Source organism: Capnocytophaga sp. H4358 (genome assembly GCF_002302515.1).
Lineage (GTDB): Bacteria > Bacteroidota > Bacteroidia > Flavobacteriales > Flavobacteriaceae > Capnocytophaga > Capnocytophaga canis.
Genome location: NZ_CP022380.1, coordinates 2,215,879 through 2,235,105, shown reverse-complemented (window position 1 = coordinate 2,235,105; position 19,227 = coordinate 2,215,879). Strand labels below are relative to the sequence as shown.

Below are 19,227 nucleotides of genomic sequence, written 5' to 3'. Positions count from 1 at the left end.
ACACTTATGTTTGTTCTACATGTTATATTTTAAAACTACAATTTTGCCAAAGCAGCTGCGTAATTTGGCTCGTTAGCTGTTTCTGCAACTTGTTCGTTGTGGATAACATGCCCTTTTTCATCAATAACAACGATACAACGCGAAAGCAAACCTTTGAGAGGGCCATCAGTAAATGTTACGTGATAGTTTTGAGAAAATTCACCTCTGAAATCGGAAAGCATTACCAAATCATCAATACCCTCAGCTGCACAGAATCTGCTGAAAGCAAAAGGTAAATCTTTTGAAATACAAGCTATTACAACATTATCCAATGCAGCAACCTCTTGATGAAATCTACGTGCAGAAGTGGCACAAACTCCCGTATCTATACTTGGAAATATGTTTAAAACCAGTTTTTTACCCTTAAAATCTTGTAAAGAAACCTCTGATAAGTCTGTTTTTACTGCTTTGAAATCAGGAGCTACTGCCCCTACTTGTGGAAGTTCACCTTGTGTATGAACCGCTCCTCCCTTAAAAGTGATTGTAGCCATAATAATTATTCTGTTTTTTAATCCGTAACCGCAAAGGTACGTAAAAAAAAACAAAAACCAAACTTTAATTTTAGGAGGATTAATTGGGAAAGGATTACATTATAATCAATACATTCGGATACGCAAACAGAAATTTTCACAAGAGATAATTATGTCTGTCAAAAGTAACAAAACTCTAAATCAACAAACAGAAAACCTCCTAAAACGTTATTTTCAGGAGGTTTAACTATTAATATTTTAGAGTTCTACAACTCTAAAGCTGCTTTTATGTTACCATTCATTAGGATTTCAACTGGATTTTCAAGAGCTTCTTTCACGGCTACTAAGAACCCTACCGATTCGCGTCCGTCAATGATTCGGTGATCATACGAAAGAGCTACATACATCACAGGAGCTACAACGATTTGTCCGTTTTTAACAACGGCTCTGTCCACCACGTTGTGCATTCCTAAAATTCCCGACTGAGGTGGATTGATTATTGGAGTAGATAACATTGATCCGAAAACGCCTCCGTTAGTAATCGTAAACGTCCCTCCAGTCATCTCATCTACAGTTATTTGCCCGTCACGAGCTCGTAGTGCTAAGCGTTTTACTTCAGCCTCTACTCCTCGGAATGACAGGTTTTCAGCATTACGGATAACAGGCACCATCAGTCCTTTAGGGCCTGAAACGGCAATGGAGATATCACAAAAATCATACGTAACTTTCTCTTGTCCGTCAATCATTGAGTTTACATCAGGGAACATTTTCAACGCACGAACTACTGCCAAGGTGAAGAAAGACATAAACCCTAAATTCACATTATGCTTATCTTTAAAAGCATCTTTGTATTGGCTTCTAAGTTCGTAGATAGCCGTCATGTCTACTTCATTAAAGGTAGTAAGCATCGCAGTTTCATTTTTAGCACTCACCAAACGCTCGGCTACCTTACGGCGAAGCATCGACATCTTAGCTCTTGTTTCGGTTCGTAAACCTCCTGTAGGAGTTCCCATAGATGGTTTTGAAGCCTTAAGAGCATCTTCCTTAGTGATGCGTCCGTCTTTGCCTGTACCTTTCACAGATGAGGCAGGTATTTCTCTTTCTTGCAATATTTTACGAGCTGCTGGACTTGGTGCGTTAGTAGCGTATGTCGTTTTTTCAGCTACGGAAGCAGCCACTGGTTTAATTTCTTCTTTCTTTGGCTCCTCCTTTTTAGTTTCTGCTTTAGCAACTCCTTCGGTAGGCTTAGTAGCAGAGGTATCAATCAAACAGACTACCTGCCCTACTTTGACAGCGTCCCCTTCCTCTGCCTGAAGCGTAATAATACCACTGGCTTCGGCAGGAAGTTCAAGAGTAGCCTTATCCGAATCAACTTCAGCAATAGCTTGATCTTTAGATACATAATCTCCCGTTTTCACTAACCAACGTGCAATTTCAACTTCCGTTATGGACTCCCCCGGCGAGGGAACTTTCATCTCTAACATAGTATCTTAGTTTTAAGTATGTGTATATTAATTATTGTTAAATAAATTCTTTATTTTTCCAAACAAACTGCTTGTTTCTGATTTTTGATAGATAATGTCTTGCATATCCGATTTTGAAAGTTCAACAATCATATAATGCCCGTCCAATTTCTCGATTTTTTCTTCTGGAAGTCGTTCCAAAAAGGTTTTAAAATCCATATCACCCATGACTTTATAACTATTAGGGTCGTCCTCATCACCTTCAATCGTTACTAATGAAATACGCCATCGACTGATATCCTCTTGGTTGAGTGAGATTTTGGTAATATCAATAAAGGGTGGATATTCATAGGGTAAAATGGTTGGTAAATCTTCCGTTAAAGCATACACACCAATAATACCTTCATTTTTATCTAAACTACTTTCATAGAATCGTTGTTTAGCGAAATAGGCATCCACATACTGATGAGCCTCCACCATTTCGCTGAAATACGTCGCCTTATCATCAGCAGACAATAATCTGTCTATCATTTCTCCATTCAGGCACATTGGATAATTGACCCCAAAAATATATTGCCCCTCTCTTCCTTCATAGCATTGAATACCAAACTCAATGTCTCGTAAATAATCATACGTTATACTATCGGCTTGGTATGTAGTATCCTCTTCATCAACCACTTGCACTCCTAAATATCTTGCCAAATTTACTATAAATTCAAACGCACCTTGCCAATCAGCTTTGGTACTCGGAGTAAAAACCCGCACCTGATAACTATTTAATTCGGCTTGATAACAAACTTCAAATCCTCGTCCACTCACAAACTCTTCTCCCATCAACATACTTCCGTAATGATCAATAGGTGAGTTCATTACATCTAAAAAATGCTCCTCTTCATCATGAACATCGTACTGAATAAAAGTAGGTGGCTGGAGCGACAAAATCTCATTCGGACTCATCACTCGGGGTGCTTCTGTGTTTTTAATGTAAAAACTCCTACTCATGATCAACTATTTTTTATCCTCAATTCCTGATATCTTTCTGCACGATTGTAAAATTGTTTTTTTAATCTTTACCGATTTGGACGTAAGTTCAACTTAAAGTTTTTTGTAATCTTCCTGCAAGGTTAAGTACACAGGGAACAATTATTAACATTAAAATCGTACCTAAAAACATCCAAAATAGCATTTCCGCAACGGAAAAATCACTATACTCAAAAACGACATAAAAAGCGTAAAAACAATAAGGCAACGACAAAAACGATGTAATAATAGCAGGAATATACTTCCTATAAACTATCCATTGTCCTATATGAATGAACAAATGTACAAAAAAAGCTGAAAATACTACAAACCACCATTGATAAATACCCAAATACAAAGAAATAAAACTCATCAAGGATACCAAAACAAAAACGACACACACTGCAAAGGCAAACGTAGAGGTTGATAGTAGAAACATTCCTCCTTTGTCGAATCTTTTTTCTATTCTAGGAAAACGTTTTGCCAACTCTTCCCTATTGTTTTTCAACCACGATTCAAAACCTATGATTTCTTCAAAATCATGCAGCATAAACACGACAGGAAATATCACTACTATTTTATCTAAATCACTCATTTTGAAACAGAACCCTATCAAACTAACAAATTATAGGCTCTTGAAAATCTTGTTCTACACGAAATTTCACATAATGTTGCTGAAAAACAGCTTTCAACCTTTCGATACTTTCTGGTGTAATACCTGTCAAATCCAACCTACGTACTACGTCATCGTGGCGTGTAACTCTCAGCTCTTTTTCCAAAAATTCAACCGATTTGATATCTTCAAAAGAAAACGTTCGTGAGAAAACCAGCGTATTCAACTTTAAGGTAATTCCTCTTTTATTCCACTCAACAGAATTTCTATAAAGAAAGGGAGTCAGATAATATAAGGAGAATCCCAAATATGCTGATACTCGTATGTACGGTCTCAGTATTGAATCTTCTAAAAAAAACCTTTCAAGAAGAAGCATCACCATTGCGATACCTGAAAATACAAATAACCAAAAGCGAAAACTTCTCACATTACCAAAGTTAAAGAACTTTATTTCTTTCATAGTTCAAGTATTTTTAAACGAACATTTGAATATACGGTGGCATACAGTTTACCAAATTTTGTAGGGATATGTGACATCCCTACAAAATATTAAAAATTCTTTTTCGCATCCGCTTTTCTGTCGAAAACCATTGCGATCGCTTCGGCATGGCGTTTTCTATCACGGGTATGGCTTCCTGATGCAGGAGCTGAATAAACGGTATTAGATGCTAATCTCCATTGAACCATATCAAAGAACATCAACATATAGCCGTATGCTCCCATATTTTTAGGTTCTTCCTGAGCCCAAACGTAGTCGTCTGCATTTTTGTATTTGCTCAACACTGCTTTAATTTGATCCACTGGTAATGGGAACAACTGCTCTATACGGATTAGTGCTACATCGTTTCTGCCTAATTTTTCACGCTCAGCATATAAATCATAATAGAAACGTCCTGAACAGAACACCACTGATTTTACGTTATTTACATCAGCTATTGGGTCGTCAATAACCTCTTGGAAATGTCCATTAGCTAAATCTTCAGCCTTTGAAACTACCTGTGGGTGACGTAACAAACTCTTAGGCGTAAACACCACCAACGGTTTTCTAAAATTCGTCTTCATCTGACGGCGTAACAAGTGGTAGAAATTCGCAGGGGTTGTACAGTTGGCTACATACATATTTTTGTCAGAACACAACTGCAAGTAACGTTCAATACGTGCAGAAGAATGCTCAGAACCTTGTCCTTCATACCCGTGAGGCAGTAACATAACCACACCATCTTGATTTTTCCATTTGTCCTCCGTACAACTAATGTATTGGTCAAGCATAATCTGAGCCCCATTGGAGAAATCTCCAAATTGAGCTTCCCAAATGGTTAAGGTGTTTGGACTTGCCAACGCATAGCCATACTCGAACCCTAAAACACCGTATTCGGACAACAAAGAGTTATAAATATGTAACGAACCTTTATTGAATTTATCGTGTTTTTTAAGTTCGTTGAGTAAAGTTATTTCTTCTTCCGTATCTTCCGTTTTGACTACAGCATGACGGTGCGAGAATGTTCCACGCTCCACATCTTGCCCCGTTAGACGAACGTCAAATCCTTCCGAAAGTAGAGTCGCGAATGCCAAATGCTCAGCTGTTCCCCAATCTATATTATCATTTGTATACGCTTCTTTTCTATCGGAAATAATTTTTGTGATTTTATTGATAAATTTCTTATCAGCAGGAAGTTCTGTTATAATTTTCGCTAACTCATCCAAATCTTTTCGGTCAAAAGAAGTATCGAATTTCTCTAACATTTTTTGGCGAGAAGCTATTTCAAATCCTTTCCATTCATCTTGCATAAAAGGTTTTATAACAGTCAGATTTTCCTTACGAGAATTTTCTAAATGCATGTCTAACACTGACTTATAGTCCATTTCAATTTGGGTTACAAAGTCATTGGTAATAACGCCCTCTTCAATAAGTTGTTTTGCATAAATATTTCTAGGATTGTCGTGTTTGCCGATAATTTTGTACAACTTAGGTTGGGTAAAACGAGGTTCATCTCCCTCATTATGACCATATTTACGGTATCCCAACAGGTCGATATACACATCACTACCAAATTGCATACGGAAATCCAACGCAAAGAGAAAAGCATGTACTACTGCCTCAGCGTCATCTGAATTTACGTGTAATACGGGTGAAGAAGAAACCTTCGCTATATCAGTACAATACGTCGTAGAACGAGAGTCTGTATAGTTGGTAGTAAACCCTACTTGGTTGTTAACCACTATATGTACTGTTCCTCCTGTTTTAAATCCGTCCAATTGGCACATTTGCATAATTTCATAAACAATCCCTTGTCCTGAAATCGCTGCATCTCCATGGATAGCGATTGGCAACACTTTACTGCGGTCTCCTGCTGTAAGTCTATCTTGTTTAGAACGTGCAATACCCTGAATAACAGCTCCTACAGTTTCCAAATGTGAAGGGTTATGAGCTAAATTTACGTTAATTTTTTTACCCGATTTGGTAACCAATTCCGAAGAAATCCCTAAGTGATATTTCACATCACCATCGAAATTATCTTCCATTTCATAGTCTTTTCCGTCAAATTCAGAGAAAATATCTTGCGGATTTTTATTGAAAATATTCGCCAACACATTCAAACGCCCACGGTGAGCCATTCCTAAAACCAGATGCTCCACTCCTTGCTCTGCAGCACTCTGAATCAGAAAATCCAATCCTGAAATTAGAGCATCGTTTCCTTCAAGAGAGAAACGTTTTTGCCCTACATATTTCGTATGTAAAAAGTTTTCAAAAGAAGTAGCTTCATTGAGTTTTTTCAAGATCTGTATTTTCTCTTCTTTTGAAAATTGGGTTTTATTGTTGTTACTGAATAGTCGAGTTTCAATCCATTTACGGATCTCAGGCTCACGGATGTAGGTGTACTCCACTCCAATGGAACGGCAATAAATATCGTTTAAAGCACTGATAATATTACGCAGAGAAGTAGGTTGCAGTCCAATCTCTTTAGCCGAATCAAAAGTAGTATCTAAGTCCGCATTTGACAGACCATAATTTTCTATGTTCAAATTCGGAACATATGCCTCACGTTCGCGAATCGGATTTATCTTAGTGAACAAATGCCCATAGGTGCGATACGCATTGATAAGGTTCAGCACTTTGAACTCTTTTTGCAACTTTTCAGAAGCTACACTATTGCCTGTATCCACGCTTTGAGCCATCACCTGTACGGTTTGGTCATAGCTACCTCCATAGTTTTCCTGTGCAAAATCAAATCCCTGGAAAAAAGCTCTCCAACTGGGCTCTACTGCATCCGGATTTTCAAGATATTTTTCGTATAATTCTCCAAAATAAGCCGTACTTGCGGCATTCAAAAAAGAATATTTGTCCATATAAAAAACGTTATTCGTAATAATGAAGTACAAAGATATAACTTACTTTCAAATTTCCGATTTTTTTTGATGACTTTTCAACAGATATTTTTTATGTTTTTTTTAGCAATTATTCAAAATTCTATATATCAACATGTTACAAAGACAGCGGTTCTTTATAAAAATTTCATTTTTTTGCTTTTTCAATTTCGTTTCATTTTGATTTTTTATAAGTAGACTAAAATTGATAAATTATTCGCAACAAGGCAAAACGTGGTAAAAGAATGTTTTTTTCAGAGCCAAACAAATAAATATTTTGCAGTTTTTCAATATTTTTTTACCTTTACCGAGTTATTTTGAAAAAACTATAAAAAATTGGCACGATCGATAGATATATTCAACAGAAGAAGACTGATAACTTCCTATTTTTCAGTAACTATAAGCATAACTTTAGTACTTTTTCTATTGGGATTATTGGGTTTTTTGTTATTAAGCACACAACGTTTAGCAAACTATTTTAGGGAACAAGTTTCTGTAACCATTTTTTTGAGTGATGATGCGAAAATGGCGGATATTGAGCAGTTACAACGTACTCTATCGGTAGCGGAATATGTAAAATCGCTTCAATTTATCTCGAAAGAAGAAGCCGCAGAAAGTTTTAGCGAAGAAATTGGTGAAGATTTCGTCACGTTCATTGGCGACAATCCTTTGCATAATTCGATTGACTTGAGTTTAAAAGCAGCTTTTGCTGAACCTGAAAAAATGAAGGAATTGGAGAAAGAACTGAGCCAACACTCTTTTGTTTCAGAAGTAGTATACGATAAATCGCTCATCACATTGATTCACGAAAACGTAAACCGCATAGGTCTTATTTTACTAATATTCAGCGGTTTGTTTACTTTTGTAGCAGTGCTTTTAATCAATTCATCCATCCGTTTATCAATATATTCAAAGCGGTTTATTATCAAAACCATGCAGTTAGTGGGAGCAACACGAGGTTTCATACGCCGACCGTTCATATGGACAAACGTTCGTTTGGGCATTTTGAGTGCTTTATTCGCCATGGGACTACTCTATGGGTGCTTACGATATATATACATTAAATTCCCTGAATTTCACATACTTGCCAACACAAATGACATGGTAATTGTCTTTACAAGTATATTTGCCATAGGAGTGTTAATCAGTTGGATAAGCACCTACTTTGCAGCACAACGCTTCTTGAACCTAAATACTAACGATTTGTACTATTAAAATATAAAAAATATGGAGGAAGAAAGAAAACATCATTCAGAACTTATTTTCGGGAGAAAAAACTATATCGTAATGGCTATTGGATTAGCAATCATTGCTTTAGGATTTATTTTAATGAGTGGAGGAGGTAGTAGCGACCCTAATGTGTTCGATGCTTCTATTTTTGATTCACAACGCATTCATGTAGCACCAACTTTGGTTTTAATAGGCTTTGCGGTTGAAATTTATGCTATTTTGTTAAATCCCAACAAGAAAAAGAATTAATGAGTGTCATCGAAGCCATAATCATCGCTATTATTGAAGGTTTAACGGAATATTTACCGATTTCATCAACCGCTCATATGGGTTTCACGGCCTCTCTTTTGGGAATGAACAGCGATGATGAATTTTTAAAAATGTTTCAAGTCTCTATACAATTTGGAGCTATTCTTTCGATTGTTATGTTGTATTGGAAGAAATTTTTTGATTTTTCCAACCTTAATTTCTACATTAAACTTGGAAGTGCTGTAGTTCCAGCTTTGGTATTAGGATATCTTTTTGACGAGAAAATCGAAAGTGTTTTAGGAAATCAGCAAGTGATTTCAGCTGTATTAATTCTGGGAGGAATTGTGTTGATTTTTGTTGATCGATGGTTTAAAAATCCTGTGATTTTCGATGAAAAAGACATTTCTTTCAAAAAAGCCATCACCATAGGATTTTGGCAATGTTTGGCGATGATGCCAGGCACTTCACGGTCAGCGGCTTCCATCATTGGAGGCATGACCCAAAGGCTAAGTAGGAAAGCTGCTGCAGAATTTTCGTTTTTCTTAGCTGTACCTACGATGTTAGCCGTAACGGTCTATTCTGTATTTTTGAAAACTTGGGGGAAAAACACCGCAACTCCACAAAAAGGCTATGAAATGATATTGGCTACTGCTGAAAATACACAAGTTTTCCTATTGGGTAACCTCATCGCTTTTGTGGTTGCTTTAATCGCTGTAAAAACATTTATATCGGTTTTGACAAAATATGGGTTTAAATTTTGGGGATATTACCGCATTATCATCGGGATTGTTCTTTTTATTTATTTCACATATTATGGAAAATAATCCAATAACGTAATTTAAAGGTTATTAGAATAGCTTTCTCAATTAAAAAAGATTCTATTTTGTAACACAAAGAACACACATAGTTTTTGTCTTCAACAAAAAGTATGCACTGCCTAATCTTAAAAGAATTTAGAGTTTCGATAGATGTGTTTTTAATCGCAATTTGTAAATCAAATGACATTACTGAAATATATTTATTTTTTGGCAAAATCAACCAATCAGCATGGAGTGCATTCGCCTTTTGTTTACGATTTTATTACAAAATGCTTGTATTCAAGAAAAAAAATAGATGAAAAAGAATCCTATTCTGCAACAATAGAAGGAATTAATCCGAAACAATACAACTTACTACTGAAAAGTATGCGTTATTTCGGAGTAAAAACTGTCTTTGTGGATTCGGAAAATCTAAAAAATGCTATTTTAGGAGCAGGAATAGATGTTTCCGTAGACGTAAAACTAAAGGATAACCAAAAATACGATATTATTTTTTTACAAAATATATCACAACCTTCGAATATCACTTCACTATTGACGTATATGCACAACAATAGCGTTTTGATAATCAATAATTTGTACAAAAATACTCCTACATTGGCATGGCAAGAGTTTACATCGCATCCTCAGGTCACCGCTTGTATCAATATCTTTACACAAGGGTACATTTTTATACGTAATGAACAAGGTAAGGAGTTTTTTTACATTAGAGTTTGAAAAATTATGGCAAGAGATGAACAATTAAAATCGCGTTGGGAACATATCTGTAGAGAATTATCCAAAACCTTTGGCAATGGGGAAATTTTAGATGTAGACGACATTATATATCTTGTTGGTTTACAAGAGTTTGGAAAATTTCATCGGAAATTTAAAAAGGACGATAAAATCAATTTGATGCACATCGCTATCTGTAAGCTATTAGAACCATACGGCTACTACCGTTTTGATTTTGTTGACCCTGATGGTTGGCCTCACTATACATTGGTGGAAGAGTTACCTCCTTTAAAAGCTGGTGAACAGTCTATTCTTATGAAAGAAGCTATCGTACATTACTTTGAGAAAAATGAATTTTTCGATTAGTCAATATGGTTTTCTACAGTCTTATTTTTTTCAAAACCATCTAAAATTTGCTTATATTCCTCAAAGCGATGTTCTCGCACAGGTCTCACAAATGGCTCTGTGCGAAAATAGAGAAGTAGGCAGGGGCTAATATTTTTGTATTTTTCAACAAATTCATATTTAATTAATTCGCCGTTATTGATGCGTTGTTTAATTTTGTTGTGATAAGGATACATAAATTAGCGAATAAATACAGGTTCGTTGATGTTGGTAGTATGCTGTTGGCTAAAACGGTAGCCTTCATAGTCAAACCCTTTGAGTTCATCAAGAGTTTGTATATTATTCTTAATCAAATAACGAACCATTAGTCCACGTGCTTTCTTAGCGAAAAAGCTAATCATCTTTAACTCGTCGTTTTTCCAATCTTTGAAAATAGGAGTGATAAGTTGATTTTTAATTTGCTTATAATCAACTACTTTAAAATATTCATTACTTGCCAAATTAACAAATAATTCGTTAGAATCAAGTTCCTCATTCAAAAATACTGTCACAGATTCTTTCCAATAATCATATAAATTTTTAGCTCTCCCGATGCTTATTTTAGTTCCCATCTCCAAACGATAGGGCTGAATTAAATCCAGTGGTTTTAAAATGCCATACTGTCCGGAGAGAATACGCAAAGAGAACTGTAATCGCTCAACTTCTTTGCTATCAAGAGAATACACATCCAATCCATCATAAACATCTCCATCAAAAACATATACCGCCTGACGGGCATTTTCCAAAGAAAAAGGCAAGGAAAAAGCCTGATTACGCTCCCAATTTAAATTTGCTAACTTATCCGATATATGCATCAAATCAGCCAATTGTTTAGGTGATAATTCCTTCAAGGTGGCATTTACAGTAGCTATTTTCTCAGAAAAAACAGGTTGAGTGTGTTCCTTAGTTGGTATGTTTCTTTCAAAATTCAGAGATTTTGCTGGAGAAATAACGATTTTCATTGTACAGTATTAATATTTAAACACTCCATATTCACTATGGATAGTCAATTTTTTGCTTTCCGATTTTTCTACACGCCCTACAATTTTGGCAGGCACTCCAAAACTTTCTGATATGGCAATCAAATCATTCGCAATTTCTTTTGGTACGTAGAGTTCCATACGGTGTCCACAGTTAAACACTTGATACATTTCCTTCCAATCAGTTTTTGATTCTTGTTGAATAAGTTTAAACAAGGGCGGAACTTCAAACAAATTATCTTTGATAATGTGTAAGTTATCTACAAAATGCAATATTTTAGTCTGAGCTCCTCCACTACAATGAACCATTCCATGAATTTGTGAAACGTCATATTTTTCGAGTATTTTTTTTATGATAGGAGCATATGTTCTTGTTGGAGAAAGCACCAATTTTCCAGCATTGATAGGTGCGTCGTCCACAGTATCAGTAAGTTTTTTAGATCCTGAATACACTAAATCAGCTGGTACAGAAGCATCAAAACTTTCAGGATAATTAGTCGCTAAATACTTTGCAAATACATCGTGACGTGCCGAGGTTAGTCCGTTGCTTCCCATACCTCCATTGTACTCCTTTTCGTAAGATGCTTGTCCGAACGAAGCTAAACCAACGATAACATCTCCTTCTTTAATATTTGCATTATCAATCACTTGGCTTCGTTTCATACGAGCCACAACCGTTGAATCAACAATTACAGTACGTACCAAATCCCCTACATCGGCAGTTTCTCCTCCGGTTGAATGTATGGTAACTCCGTGAGCTTTCAATTCTTCAATAAGCTCCTCCGTTCCATTGATAATAGCAGAAATAACTTCTCCTGAAATTAGATTTTTATTACGCCCAATGGTTGAGGAAAGCATAATATCATTTACAGCTCCTACGCAAAGTAGGTCATCAATGTTCATTATCAGAGCATCTTGGGCAATGCCTTTCCATACGGAAAGATCACCTGTTTCTTTCCAGTAAAGATATGCCAACGATGATTTTGTCCCTGCTCCATCGGCATGCATCACCAAACAATAATCAGGATCATGAGTTAAAAAGTCAGGTACTATTTTGCAAAAAGCCTTTGGAAACAAGCCTTTATCAATGTTTTTTATAGCATTATGCACGTCACCTTTTGATGCAGAAACTCCTCGTTGAGCGTATCGTTTACTTACTTCCATACTGAAAAATTAATCTAAATTTGTAGAGTGCAAAACTACATTTTTTTTTTGCATAAACCAAGTATTTTGTACGGATTACTCTCCTTAGTTTACCTTCTTTAAAAACTCAGTAAATACGATCGAAGCCTCTTAGCAATCATCGTTAAGTAAAATGTTAGAAAAGATCACTATCCGAAGTACGCACGAAATCGAAAAATGAAAAGAAAATAATTTCTGAAAAACATCGTACAAATCAAAAAATATTCAATAATTTTGCGGACAAATTTCGTAATCGCTTTTAATAAAATGACTGCTAAAAGTAAAACTATCAAGTATCTAAAATCTTTCTACGTCAAAGATTATTTGATTATCGTCTTAGGCCTTACAATTTTCACGTTGGGAATCACAGGTTTCATACTCCCAAACAAAATCGTAACGGGTGGGTTATCAGGAGTTTCGGCTATGATTAAGTACGCAACGGGTATCGAAATGTGGATAACTAACTTGGTCATCAATACGGTTCTACTGGCAATTGCTTTCAAGGCCGTTAGTAAACAATATGTTTTAAGAACACTTATTGCCGTGGGGATTCTTTCCTTGATGCTTAGTTTTGGAGAGACCTACTTACAACCTTATTTTACAGCACATCCGCCAGTAGGCGAACCTTTTCTTTCGGCCATTGTAGGAGGTTTATTCTGTGGAACAGGGTTGGGATTATGCTTTTCAGTTAATGGAAGTACTGGAGGTACAGACATTATCGGAGCTTTGGTTACGAAATACTTCAATATTCGATTAGCGAGAATACTGCTAATAGTGGATATTTCAATTGTAATTTCATCCTATTTCATTCTGGGAGGCGATAGCAAAGCATTAGAGAGAACCATCTACGGATTGATTCTACTACCACTGATGTGGCAAATGGTAGAAATGGTAATCAACGGAGCCAGACAGTCAGTTCAACTATTCATATTTTCAAAACATTACGAAGAAATAGCTAACCACATTAACTCCGAAATCAAACGCGGATGTACGATAGTAGATGGTATTGGATGGTATTCCAAAACACCGATGAAGGTTATCATCGTGATTGCCCGACGCACCGAATCTACCTCGATTTTCCGTTTGGTAGGAAGTATCGACCCTGAGGCTTTCATTACAAAATCAAACGTTATGGGAGTTTATGGAAAAGGATTCGACAAATTGAAATAAAAATAGTTAGAAAGAGTATCTACTAAACATTAGATTTTCTCATTTACTGATTTATAAATAATTACCTATTATAAATTTTGAATAAAATCCTGATTTTCTCAGTAGGTTTAAATGTAATTACTCCTAATAGTAACGTTGAATAGAAATAAAAGCAAAACAGACCTTTCCGCAGGTCTGTTTTGTTTTAGATTTTGGTAAAAAGAAAATACCTTTGAACTGAGGTTCAATATTTACGCCCGATTCATCAATTTAGCGACATATTTTCCGATGACATCGAACTCTAAGTTTACAATACTACCGATTTGAAGTTCTTTGAAAGTTGTGTGCTGTAATGTAAAGGGGATAATTGACACACTAAACTGATTTTCAATAGAATTTACAACAGTAAGACTTACCCCATTAACGGTGATTGATCCCTTTTCTATAGTAACATTTCCATTTTCGGACGAATAAGAAAAAGTGAAACGAGTGCTTCCATTTTCATCTTTAATACCAATACATTTGCCCGTTTGGTCAACGTGACCTTGCACAATATGTCCATCCAATCGAGCGTTGAGTAACATCCCACGTTCCAAATTCACCATGTCGCCTACTCGTAATTGACCTATGTTGGTTTTATTTAAAGTCTCCTGAATTGCTGTCACCTTATAGGTACCTCCTTGAATATCAACTACTGTTAAACATACGCCATTATGCGATACGCTCTGATCAATTTTTAATTCAGAGGTAAAGCGACTCTTTACATAGAGATGTAGGTTTGACTGTTCTTGCTCTATGTGGGTGATGGTTCCTAAATCTTCAATAATTCCTGTAAACATAACATTCTCATTTTTAAGATTCTACATATTGTTCAAAATCATTTGTAATTCGATTACAGATTTCTCAATACGCTTTACAATTTTGGAATCGGTAATGTCGCGCCTGAGTTCTGGTTGTTGAAACCAAGTGGTGTCAATTCCTGCCCGACAATGACTAATCTCCAACTGTCTGTTAATCTCAACAATAAAAAAATATTCTGAAGGAAAATAAGCATCTTTCACATCAAAAAACACGATAGATTTAGGCAAATAGAAGTCGCCATATTCGTGAGTTTGATGGATGCGGTCGTTATTCCAAACAACTGCATATTTGAATCCTTTTTCATTGCGTTTCCAAGGCAAAATGGATGTCTTTTGTGGCAATTCAAAAATGTGCATTCCGTCATCAGGAATGAACGTAGTTTTTGATAGTATGTAATCAAAAAGGGGTAATGTAATTTTTTCGTTTTTGAAAGGTTTACCATTGATTTTCCTATCTCTGTAATATACCCTTGGCATGATAAAATTCGATGTTTTAATGACTGGGCAAAGATAGGTAATATCTTTCGATTTTTGGAACGCTTTTCTTTTTTGTTAATATCTTTTTTTTACATACCTTTGAGGCGGAAAAACACAATTCTAGAATCTTTTTCAATACAATTAATTGTAGCTAACTACACCGTTTTTAATGAAATTGAATTGTACTTAATTTTCATAAATGTAACGCCAATTTTCCTGCGAAAAAGGTAAGTATAAAATACACTAACTTTATGTGAAAATACATTTTTATAACCTTAAGCAATTAAAATCAAATAGTTAAACTGAAAATTAAGAAAAATATACCTTTTTATGAGAAAAATTGTCATTTTCGCTTCAGGCTCAGGGAGCAATGCTGAGCAAATTGTAGCTTATTTCAATAAAGAAAACACCGCAAAAGTAAGTTTAATACTATCTAACAACTTGAATGCTGGAGTATTGAATCGTGCTAAACGGTTAAAAATCCCTTCATTGGTATTTGACCGTCAAGCGTTTTATCACACCAATGTGGTATTGGATATTTTGAAAAATGAAGCCCCTGATCTTATTGTTCTAGCAGGTTTTTTATGGAAATTCCCAGAACATATCATTTCAGAATTTCCGAATAGAATCGTGAATATACATCCTTCCTTATTGCCGAAATACGGAGGCAAAGGAATGTACGGGAATTTTGTACATCAAGCGGTTATCGATCATAAAGAAGCTGAAAGTGGCATCACCATTCACTATGTGAATGAAAATTACGACGAAGGTGCTATCATTTTTCAAGCAAAAACCGAAGTGAGTACGAACGATACGGCTGAAACTTTAGCTCAGAAAGTACATCTACTGGAATACGAGTATTTCCCAAAAATCGTTGAGCAGTTATTGAAGTAAGGTTGTATTATAAAAAGTATGATGGTAGTTTTGATTGTCAGGCTGAGCGTAGTCGAAGCCTCGTAATTACAGGGCTTCGACTACGCTCAGCCTGACAGAAATATCCACTTTATTAAAAGTATCATACTTTTTACAACACTTCCTGAAGTAAAATAAAAACTCTGTGAGTTTCACGATGTATCAAAATCATAGGGTTTTGGTAAATTCAAAAGTAAGATAACGTAAAAAATATAAACAATATAAAACAAATTATGAGTAATACAATCCCCTGGCAGGAACGTCCTGCTGGTTCTACTGACGTAATGTGGCGTTACAGTGAAAATCCAATTATCAATCGCTATGACATTCCAACATCGAACAGTATTTTTAACAGTGCCGTAGTTCCGTTCAAGGACGGATTTGCGGGTGTGTTTCGTTGTGATAACAAAGCTGTGCAAATGAACATTTTTGCAGGTTTCAGTAAAGACGGCATTCACTGGAAAATCAATCACGAACCTATTGAAATGAAAGCAGGAAACACAGATTTTCTACACTCCGAATACAAATACGACCCACGAGTAACTTTCATTGAAGATCGGTATTGGGTAACATGGTGCAATGGACATCACGGCCCAACAATTGGAATCGCCTACACTTTTGATTTCCAAGAGTTTTTCATGTGTGAAAACGCTTTTTTACCATTTAACCGAAATGGTGTGCTGTTCCCTGAGAAAATTAATGGTAAGTACGCCATGCTGAGCCGTCCGAGCGACAATGGACACACTCCTTTTGGAGATATTTACATTAGCTACAGTCCTGATATGAAGTATTGGGGAGAACATCGTTGTGTGATGAAAGTATCTCCTTTTGTGGACAGTGCATGGCAATGCACCAAAATTGGGGCAGGAGCTGTCCCTATTAAAACTTCTGAAGGTTGGTTGATGTTCTACCATGGAGTTATTAATACTTGCAATGGATTTCGCTACTCTATGGGGGCTACGTTGCTAGATTTGAAAAATCCGAGTGTGGTGAAATACAGAACAAAACCCTATTTATTGGCTCCTGCAACACTTTATGAAACTACAGGCGATGTGCCAAACGTGGTATTTCCTTGTGCCGCTTTGCATTCTCTTGAAGAAGATAAAGTTGCTGTGTACTACGGTGCAGCCGATACTGTGGTGGGAGTAGCTTTTGGTCGTATTTCCGAGATTATCAAATTTACGAAAGAAAATAGTCTATAGTAAAGAAATCGAAATATTTAATATTCAAAAAGAAGCTATCCGAAAAATTAAATTTTAGCGATCTACCAAAAAAATAATACACTAAAAATCAATAGTTTATTTTTAAAATTTCGCTAAAAACAGACTTTTTTAGATAGCTTCTTCTTTTTTTATTTAGTTAATATTTGTTAACATTGTTTTTTTTCATCACTTTAATTATTAAATTCGCAACACGGAATGATTCCATATAATGTGATTGTATAACTAAAAAAATGTAAGATTATGTGTAGTAAATTTTTTATTTTCCCCTTAGTTGTCCTGTCTGTTATTTTAATCGGATGTAATGAAATGCAAGTACAGGAGTCTGAATACGAAGTTGAAAAAAATCAACAGACTTCCTTTAATAGTTCCATATTTCAAAGAAAAGGAGTACTTGGAAACGACCTACCATGTGGAACAATGGGAGATTTTTCGAATCAACCTTTTGAATTGAGTACAAAGTTCTCTACCTCCAAAAGTTTACAAAAAATGTATCATTGTGTTAACATTGTTTTTTACATTGTAAGAAATGACAATGGTAATGGTGGGTATAATGTTGCTAACATTCCTGCAATTATGCGAAATCTAAATGATGTCTTTAACGAACATAACATTTATTTATTCAACAAAGATGTGAAATTCATAAATAGTTCTGTTTTTTTCGACTTACAGATTGGGAGCAATAGTGAATTTCCTAACTTGATTTATAGTAATAATTCATCTAACGCTATAAACTTTTATTTAGTGAATAGTATTTCAAATGGAGCTAACGAGTACGCTGGTGTAGCAGAAGGTATTCCAAGCAAAAATTTGGTTGTAGCGAATAACTATGCTCTATCCCCTACCTCTGCACATGAGCTTGGGCACTGCTTGAATTTATTTCATACTCATAGGAATATTGGAGAAGGAGGTTGTAATGAAAATATCAATGGTAGCAACTGTTCCTCTTGTGGAGATTATGTATGTGACACACCTGCTGACCCTGGCTTGGGAACAGGAAACATTGATTTTATTAATTGTACATACGTTGGAGGTGGTGGTTATACTCCTCTTGTAAACAACATTATGTCGTATGCATCCACATGTAGAAGTTCTTTTACTAACGGACAAAGTTCACGAATGAAAGCCGCTTTATCCGACTCTTCTGTTCTTCGCCCCGTAATAAAAACAACTTGTAACATCCCAGAAATATTGGGAACTGATACACTTTGCAATGAAGCCACTTTTACCATCAGTAATCTTCCCTCAAATAGTTCTATTTCTTGGGAATCAACACCAAACGGCATAATTTCTCTACATAGCCAGACAGCAAACGGCATAACTGTACAACGAATATTTGGCATGTCTGGTAACGTCACTTTAAGAGCTCGTGTTAATTATCCTGATGGAAATAGAATTAATATTAAGAAGAACATTATATTACTTTCAAGTCCCACTCCTGTAATATCTCTAAATCCTTCAGCCCCTCAATGTATTAGTATGGGTTCTGATCGTTTTTTCTATGCGGAACATTATACAGGAGGAACATACCAATCAATCAACAACAATCCTAATGTAACAGAAATTGATTGGCAAGTTATTGACTTTTCAACATCACCTCCAACCCCAATAACAAATTTTCAAAAATATAGTAATTCTGTAATAAATAGTCATATTAAACTGTTTCTACCTTATAAAAGCTCTGATTACGTGATAACTATCGTACCCAGAGTTAAACACAGATGTGGCTATTGGGGAGAATGGGGACCTGGATATGCTTACTTCATTAAAAGTAATTGTTCTTCTCAGTTTGGTGTGTTTGATGTAAATTATAACAAATCGGAAAAACAATACGAATTGAATTTATCGAAGCAATATGATGCTATTCAGAAAATCGTTTCAAAGAACCTGAATAAAGAGTTGAAGACTTCAAATAAATATAACAGTCTCACTATTTTTGACAACGAGAATAAGATAGTTTATTCTCAAAAATTTTTAGGAAAAATTTCCACTCCAAAACTTTCACAAGGTAACTATACTATCGAATTACTCCAAAATGGGTATATCTATAGACAATCTTTAAACTTAAAATAAATTCTTTA

20 protein-coding genes are annotated in these 19,227 nt (G+C 35.5%); 9 read left to right on the top strand and 11 right to left on the bottom strand.

Annotated elements, in window-relative coordinates; all coding sequences use genetic code 11:
- Window positions 1-35: 35 nt before the first annotated feature.
- From tpx to CGC49_RS09435, 6 genes are all read right to left on the bottom strand, one after another.
- Window positions 36-530, bottom strand: a complete 495-nt coding sequence (tpx, locus tag CGC49_RS09460) for a thiol peroxidase (RefSeq protein ID WP_042010060.1) — start codon at window positions 528-530, stop codon at window positions 36-38.
- Window positions 531-775: 245 nt separating this feature from the next.
- The gene (odhB, locus tag CGC49_RS09455) at window positions 776-1,993 is read right to left on the bottom strand and encodes a 2-oxoglutarate dehydrogenase complex dihydrolipoyllysine-residue succinyltransferase (protein ID WP_095894209.1); all 1,218 of its coding nucleotides are present in this window, start codon (window positions 1,991-1,993) and stop codon (window positions 776-778) included.
- A gap of 27 nt (window positions 1,994-2,020) precedes the next feature.
- Entirely contained in the window at window positions 2,021-2,974 is a 954-nt protein-coding gene (locus CGC49_RS09450; protein ID WP_095894208.1) for a DUF4299 family protein, read from the bottom strand.
- Between the two features lie 88 nt (window positions 2,975-3,062).
- A complete protein-coding gene (locus tag CGC49_RS09445; protein WP_095912486.1) occupies window positions 3,063-3,587 on the bottom strand; it encodes an HXXEE domain-containing protein in 525 nt (174 codons plus the stop codon).
- A 22-nt stretch (window positions 3,588-3,609) separates the two neighbouring features.
- Window positions 3,610-4,065, bottom strand: a complete 456-nt coding sequence (locus CGC49_RS09440) for a hypothetical protein (RefSeq protein WP_157909032.1) — start codon at window positions 4,063-4,065, stop codon at window positions 3,610-3,612.
- An 89-nt stretch (window positions 4,066-4,154) separates the two neighbouring features.
- Complete coding sequence (locus CGC49_RS09435; protein ID WP_095912484.1) at window positions 4,155-6,953, bottom strand: 2-oxoglutarate dehydrogenase E1 component; 2,799 nt, start codon at window positions 6,951-6,953, stop codon at window positions 4,155-4,157.
- Window positions 6,954-7,307: 354 nt separating this feature from the next.
- Here CGC49_RS09435 and CGC49_RS09430 point away from each other — a divergent pair, with 354 nt between their 5' ends.
- The 5 genes from CGC49_RS09430 (at window position 7,308) to CGC49_RS09405 (ending at window position 10,348) form a co-directional block, all read left to right on the top strand.
- On the top strand, window positions 7,308-8,186 hold the full coding sequence (locus CGC49_RS09430; RefSeq protein ID WP_042007138.1) for an ABC transporter permease: 879 nt from the start codon (window positions 7,308-7,310) through the stop codon (window positions 8,184-8,186).
- 12 nt (window positions 8,187-8,198) lie between these two features.
- The gene (locus CGC49_RS09425) at window positions 8,199-8,450 is read left to right on the top strand and encodes a DUF3098 domain-containing protein (protein WP_042007140.1); all 252 of its coding nucleotides are present in this window, start codon (window positions 8,199-8,201) and stop codon (window positions 8,448-8,450) included.
- Window positions 8,450-9,274 carry an undecaprenyl-diphosphate phosphatase gene (locus CGC49_RS09420; RefSeq protein WP_095912483.1) on the top strand — a complete coding sequence of 275 codons (825 nt, stop codon included), beginning with the start codon at window positions 8,450-8,452 and terminating at the stop codon, window positions 9,272-9,274. Before CGC49_RS09425 ends, CGC49_RS09420 begins: the two co-directional genes overlap by 1 nt.
- A gap of 174 nt (window positions 9,275-9,448) precedes the next feature.
- Entirely contained in the window at window positions 9,449-9,985 is a 537-nt protein-coding gene (locus tag CGC49_RS09410; RefSeq protein ID WP_042007144.1) for a hypothetical protein, read from the top strand.
- 6 nt (window positions 9,986-9,991) lie between these two features.
- Window positions 9,992-10,348, top strand: a complete 357-nt coding sequence (locus tag CGC49_RS09405) for a hypothetical protein (RefSeq protein ID WP_095912481.1) — start codon at window positions 9,992-9,994, stop codon at window positions 10,346-10,348.
- On the opposite strand, the gene CGC49_RS11250 is transcribed toward CGC49_RS09405, so the two are convergent.
- The 3 genes from CGC49_RS11250 to CGC49_RS09390 are packed head-to-tail and all read right to left on the bottom strand — an operon-like array spanning window position 10,345 to window position 12,510.
- Complete coding sequence (locus tag CGC49_RS11250) at window positions 10,345-10,563, bottom strand: hypothetical protein (protein ID WP_042007148.1); 219 nt, start codon at window positions 10,561-10,563, stop codon at window positions 10,345-10,347. The genes CGC49_RS09405 and CGC49_RS11250 overlap by 4 nt on opposite strands.
- Before the next feature lie 3 nt (window positions 10,564-10,566).
- Complete coding sequence (gene yaaA / locus CGC49_RS09395; protein WP_095912480.1) at window positions 10,567-11,328, bottom strand: peroxide stress protein YaaA; 762 nt, start codon at window positions 11,326-11,328, stop codon at window positions 10,567-10,569.
- A gap of 9 nt (window positions 11,329-11,337) precedes the next feature.
- Complete coding sequence (locus tag CGC49_RS09390; RefSeq protein ID WP_095912479.1) at window positions 11,338-12,510, bottom strand: AIR synthase related protein; 1,173 nt, start codon at window positions 12,508-12,510, stop codon at window positions 11,338-11,340.
- A 285-nt stretch (window positions 12,511-12,795) separates the two neighbouring features.
- On the opposite strand from CGC49_RS09390, the gene CGC49_RS09385 reads away from it, so the two are divergent.
- A complete protein-coding gene (locus CGC49_RS09385; protein WP_042344834.1) occupies window positions 12,796-13,698 on the top strand; it encodes a YitT family protein in 903 nt (300 codons plus the stop codon).
- 230 nt (window positions 13,699-13,928) lie between these two features.
- Here the strand turns inward: CGC49_RS09385 and CGC49_RS09380 are convergent, their stop codons facing one another.
- On the bottom strand, window positions 13,929-14,516 hold the full coding sequence (locus tag CGC49_RS09380; protein WP_095912478.1) for a riboflavin synthase: 588 nt from the start codon (window positions 14,514-14,516) through the stop codon (window positions 13,929-13,931).
- A 21-nt stretch (window positions 14,517-14,537) separates the two neighbouring features.
- On the bottom strand, window positions 14,538-15,014 hold the full coding sequence (locus tag CGC49_RS09375; protein WP_042007159.1) for a hypothetical protein: 477 nt from the start codon (window positions 15,012-15,014) through the stop codon (window positions 14,538-14,540).
- 330 nt (window positions 15,015-15,344) lie between these two features.
- Here CGC49_RS09375 and purN point away from each other — a divergent pair, with 330 nt between their 5' ends.
- From purN to CGC49_RS09360, 3 genes are all read left to right on the top strand, one after another.
- Window positions 15,345-15,908, top strand: a complete 564-nt coding sequence (gene purN, locus CGC49_RS09370; protein WP_095912477.1) for a phosphoribosylglycinamide formyltransferase — start codon at window positions 15,345-15,347, stop codon at window positions 15,906-15,908.
- A 251-nt stretch (window positions 15,909-16,159) separates the two neighbouring features.
- The gene (locus tag CGC49_RS09365) at window positions 16,160-17,128 is read left to right on the top strand and encodes a glycoside hydrolase family 130 protein (protein ID WP_095912476.1); all 969 of its coding nucleotides are present in this window, start codon (window positions 16,160-16,162) and stop codon (window positions 17,126-17,128) included.
- Between the two features lie 261 nt (window positions 17,129-17,389).
- The gene (locus CGC49_RS09360; RefSeq protein ID WP_095912475.1) at window positions 17,390-19,219 is read left to right on the top strand and encodes a M43 family zinc metalloprotease; all 1,830 of its coding nucleotides are present in this window, start codon (window positions 17,390-17,392) and stop codon (window positions 19,217-19,219) included.
- Window positions 19,220-19,227 lie beyond the last annotated feature (8 nt).

Bases quoted from the DNA above. Each gene is read 5' to 3' on its own strand.
- tpx (WP_042010060.1), bottom strand. From the start codon at position 530: ATGGCTACAATCACTTTTAAGGGAGGAGCGGTTCATACACAAGGTGAA.
- odhB (WP_095894209.1), bottom strand. From the start codon at position 1,993: ATGTTAGAGATGAAAGTTCCCTCGCCGGGGGAGTCCATAACGGAAGTT.
- CGC49_RS09450 (WP_095894208.1), bottom strand. From the start codon at position 2,974: ATGAGTAGGAGTTTTTACATTAAAAACACAGAAGCACCCCGAGTGATG.
- CGC49_RS09445 (WP_095912486.1), bottom strand. From the start codon at position 3,587: ATGAGTGATTTAGATAAAATAGTAGTGATATTTCCTGTCGTGTTTATG.
- CGC49_RS09440 (WP_157909032.1), bottom strand. From the start codon at position 4,065: ATGAAAGAAATAAAGTTCTTTAACTTTGGTAATGTGAGAAGTTTTCGC.
- CGC49_RS09435 (WP_095912484.1), bottom strand. From the start codon at position 6,953: ATGGACAAATATTCTTTTTTGAATGCCGCAAGTACGGCTTATTTTGGA.
- CGC49_RS09425 (WP_042007140.1), top strand. From the start codon at position 8,199: ATGGAGGAAGAAAGAAAACATCATTCAGAACTTATTTTCGGGAGAAAA.
- CGC49_RS09420 (WP_095912483.1), top strand. From the start codon at position 8,450: ATGAGTGTCATCGAAGCCATAATCATCGCTATTATTGAAGGTTTAACG.
- CGC49_RS09410 (WP_042007144.1), top strand. From the start codon at position 9,449: ATGACATTACTGAAATATATTTATTTTTTGGCAAAATCAACCAATCAG.
- CGC49_RS09405 (WP_095912481.1), top strand. From the start codon at position 9,992: ATGGCAAGAGATGAACAATTAAAATCGCGTTGGGAACATATCTGTAGA.
- CGC49_RS11250 (WP_042007148.1), bottom strand. From the start codon at position 10,563: ATGTATCCTTATCACAACAAAATTAAACAACGCATCAATAACGGCGAA.
- yaaA (WP_095912480.1), bottom strand. From the start codon at position 11,328: ATGAAAATCGTTATTTCTCCAGCAAAATCTCTGAATTTTGAAAGAAAC.
- CGC49_RS09390 (WP_095912479.1), bottom strand. From the start codon at position 12,510: ATGGAAGTAAGTAAACGATACGCTCAACGAGGAGTTTCTGCATCAAAA.
- CGC49_RS09385 (WP_042344834.1), top strand. From the start codon at position 12,796: ATGACTGCTAAAAGTAAAACTATCAAGTATCTAAAATCTTTCTACGTC.
- CGC49_RS09380 (WP_095912478.1), bottom strand. From the start codon at position 14,516: ATGTTTACAGGAATTATTGAAGATTTAGGAACCATCACCCACATAGAG.
- CGC49_RS09375 (WP_042007159.1), bottom strand. From the start codon at position 15,014: ATGCCAAGGGTATATTACAGAGATAGGAAAATCAATGGTAAACCTTTC.
- purN (WP_095912477.1), top strand. From the start codon at position 15,345: ATGAGAAAAATTGTCATTTTCGCTTCAGGCTCAGGGAGCAATGCTGAG.
- CGC49_RS09365 (WP_095912476.1), top strand. From the start codon at position 16,160: ATGAGTAATACAATCCCCTGGCAGGAACGTCCTGCTGGTTCTACTGAC.
- CGC49_RS09360 (WP_095912475.1), top strand. From the start codon at position 17,390: ATGTGTAGTAAATTTTTTATTTTCCCCTTAGTTGTCCTGTCTGTTATT.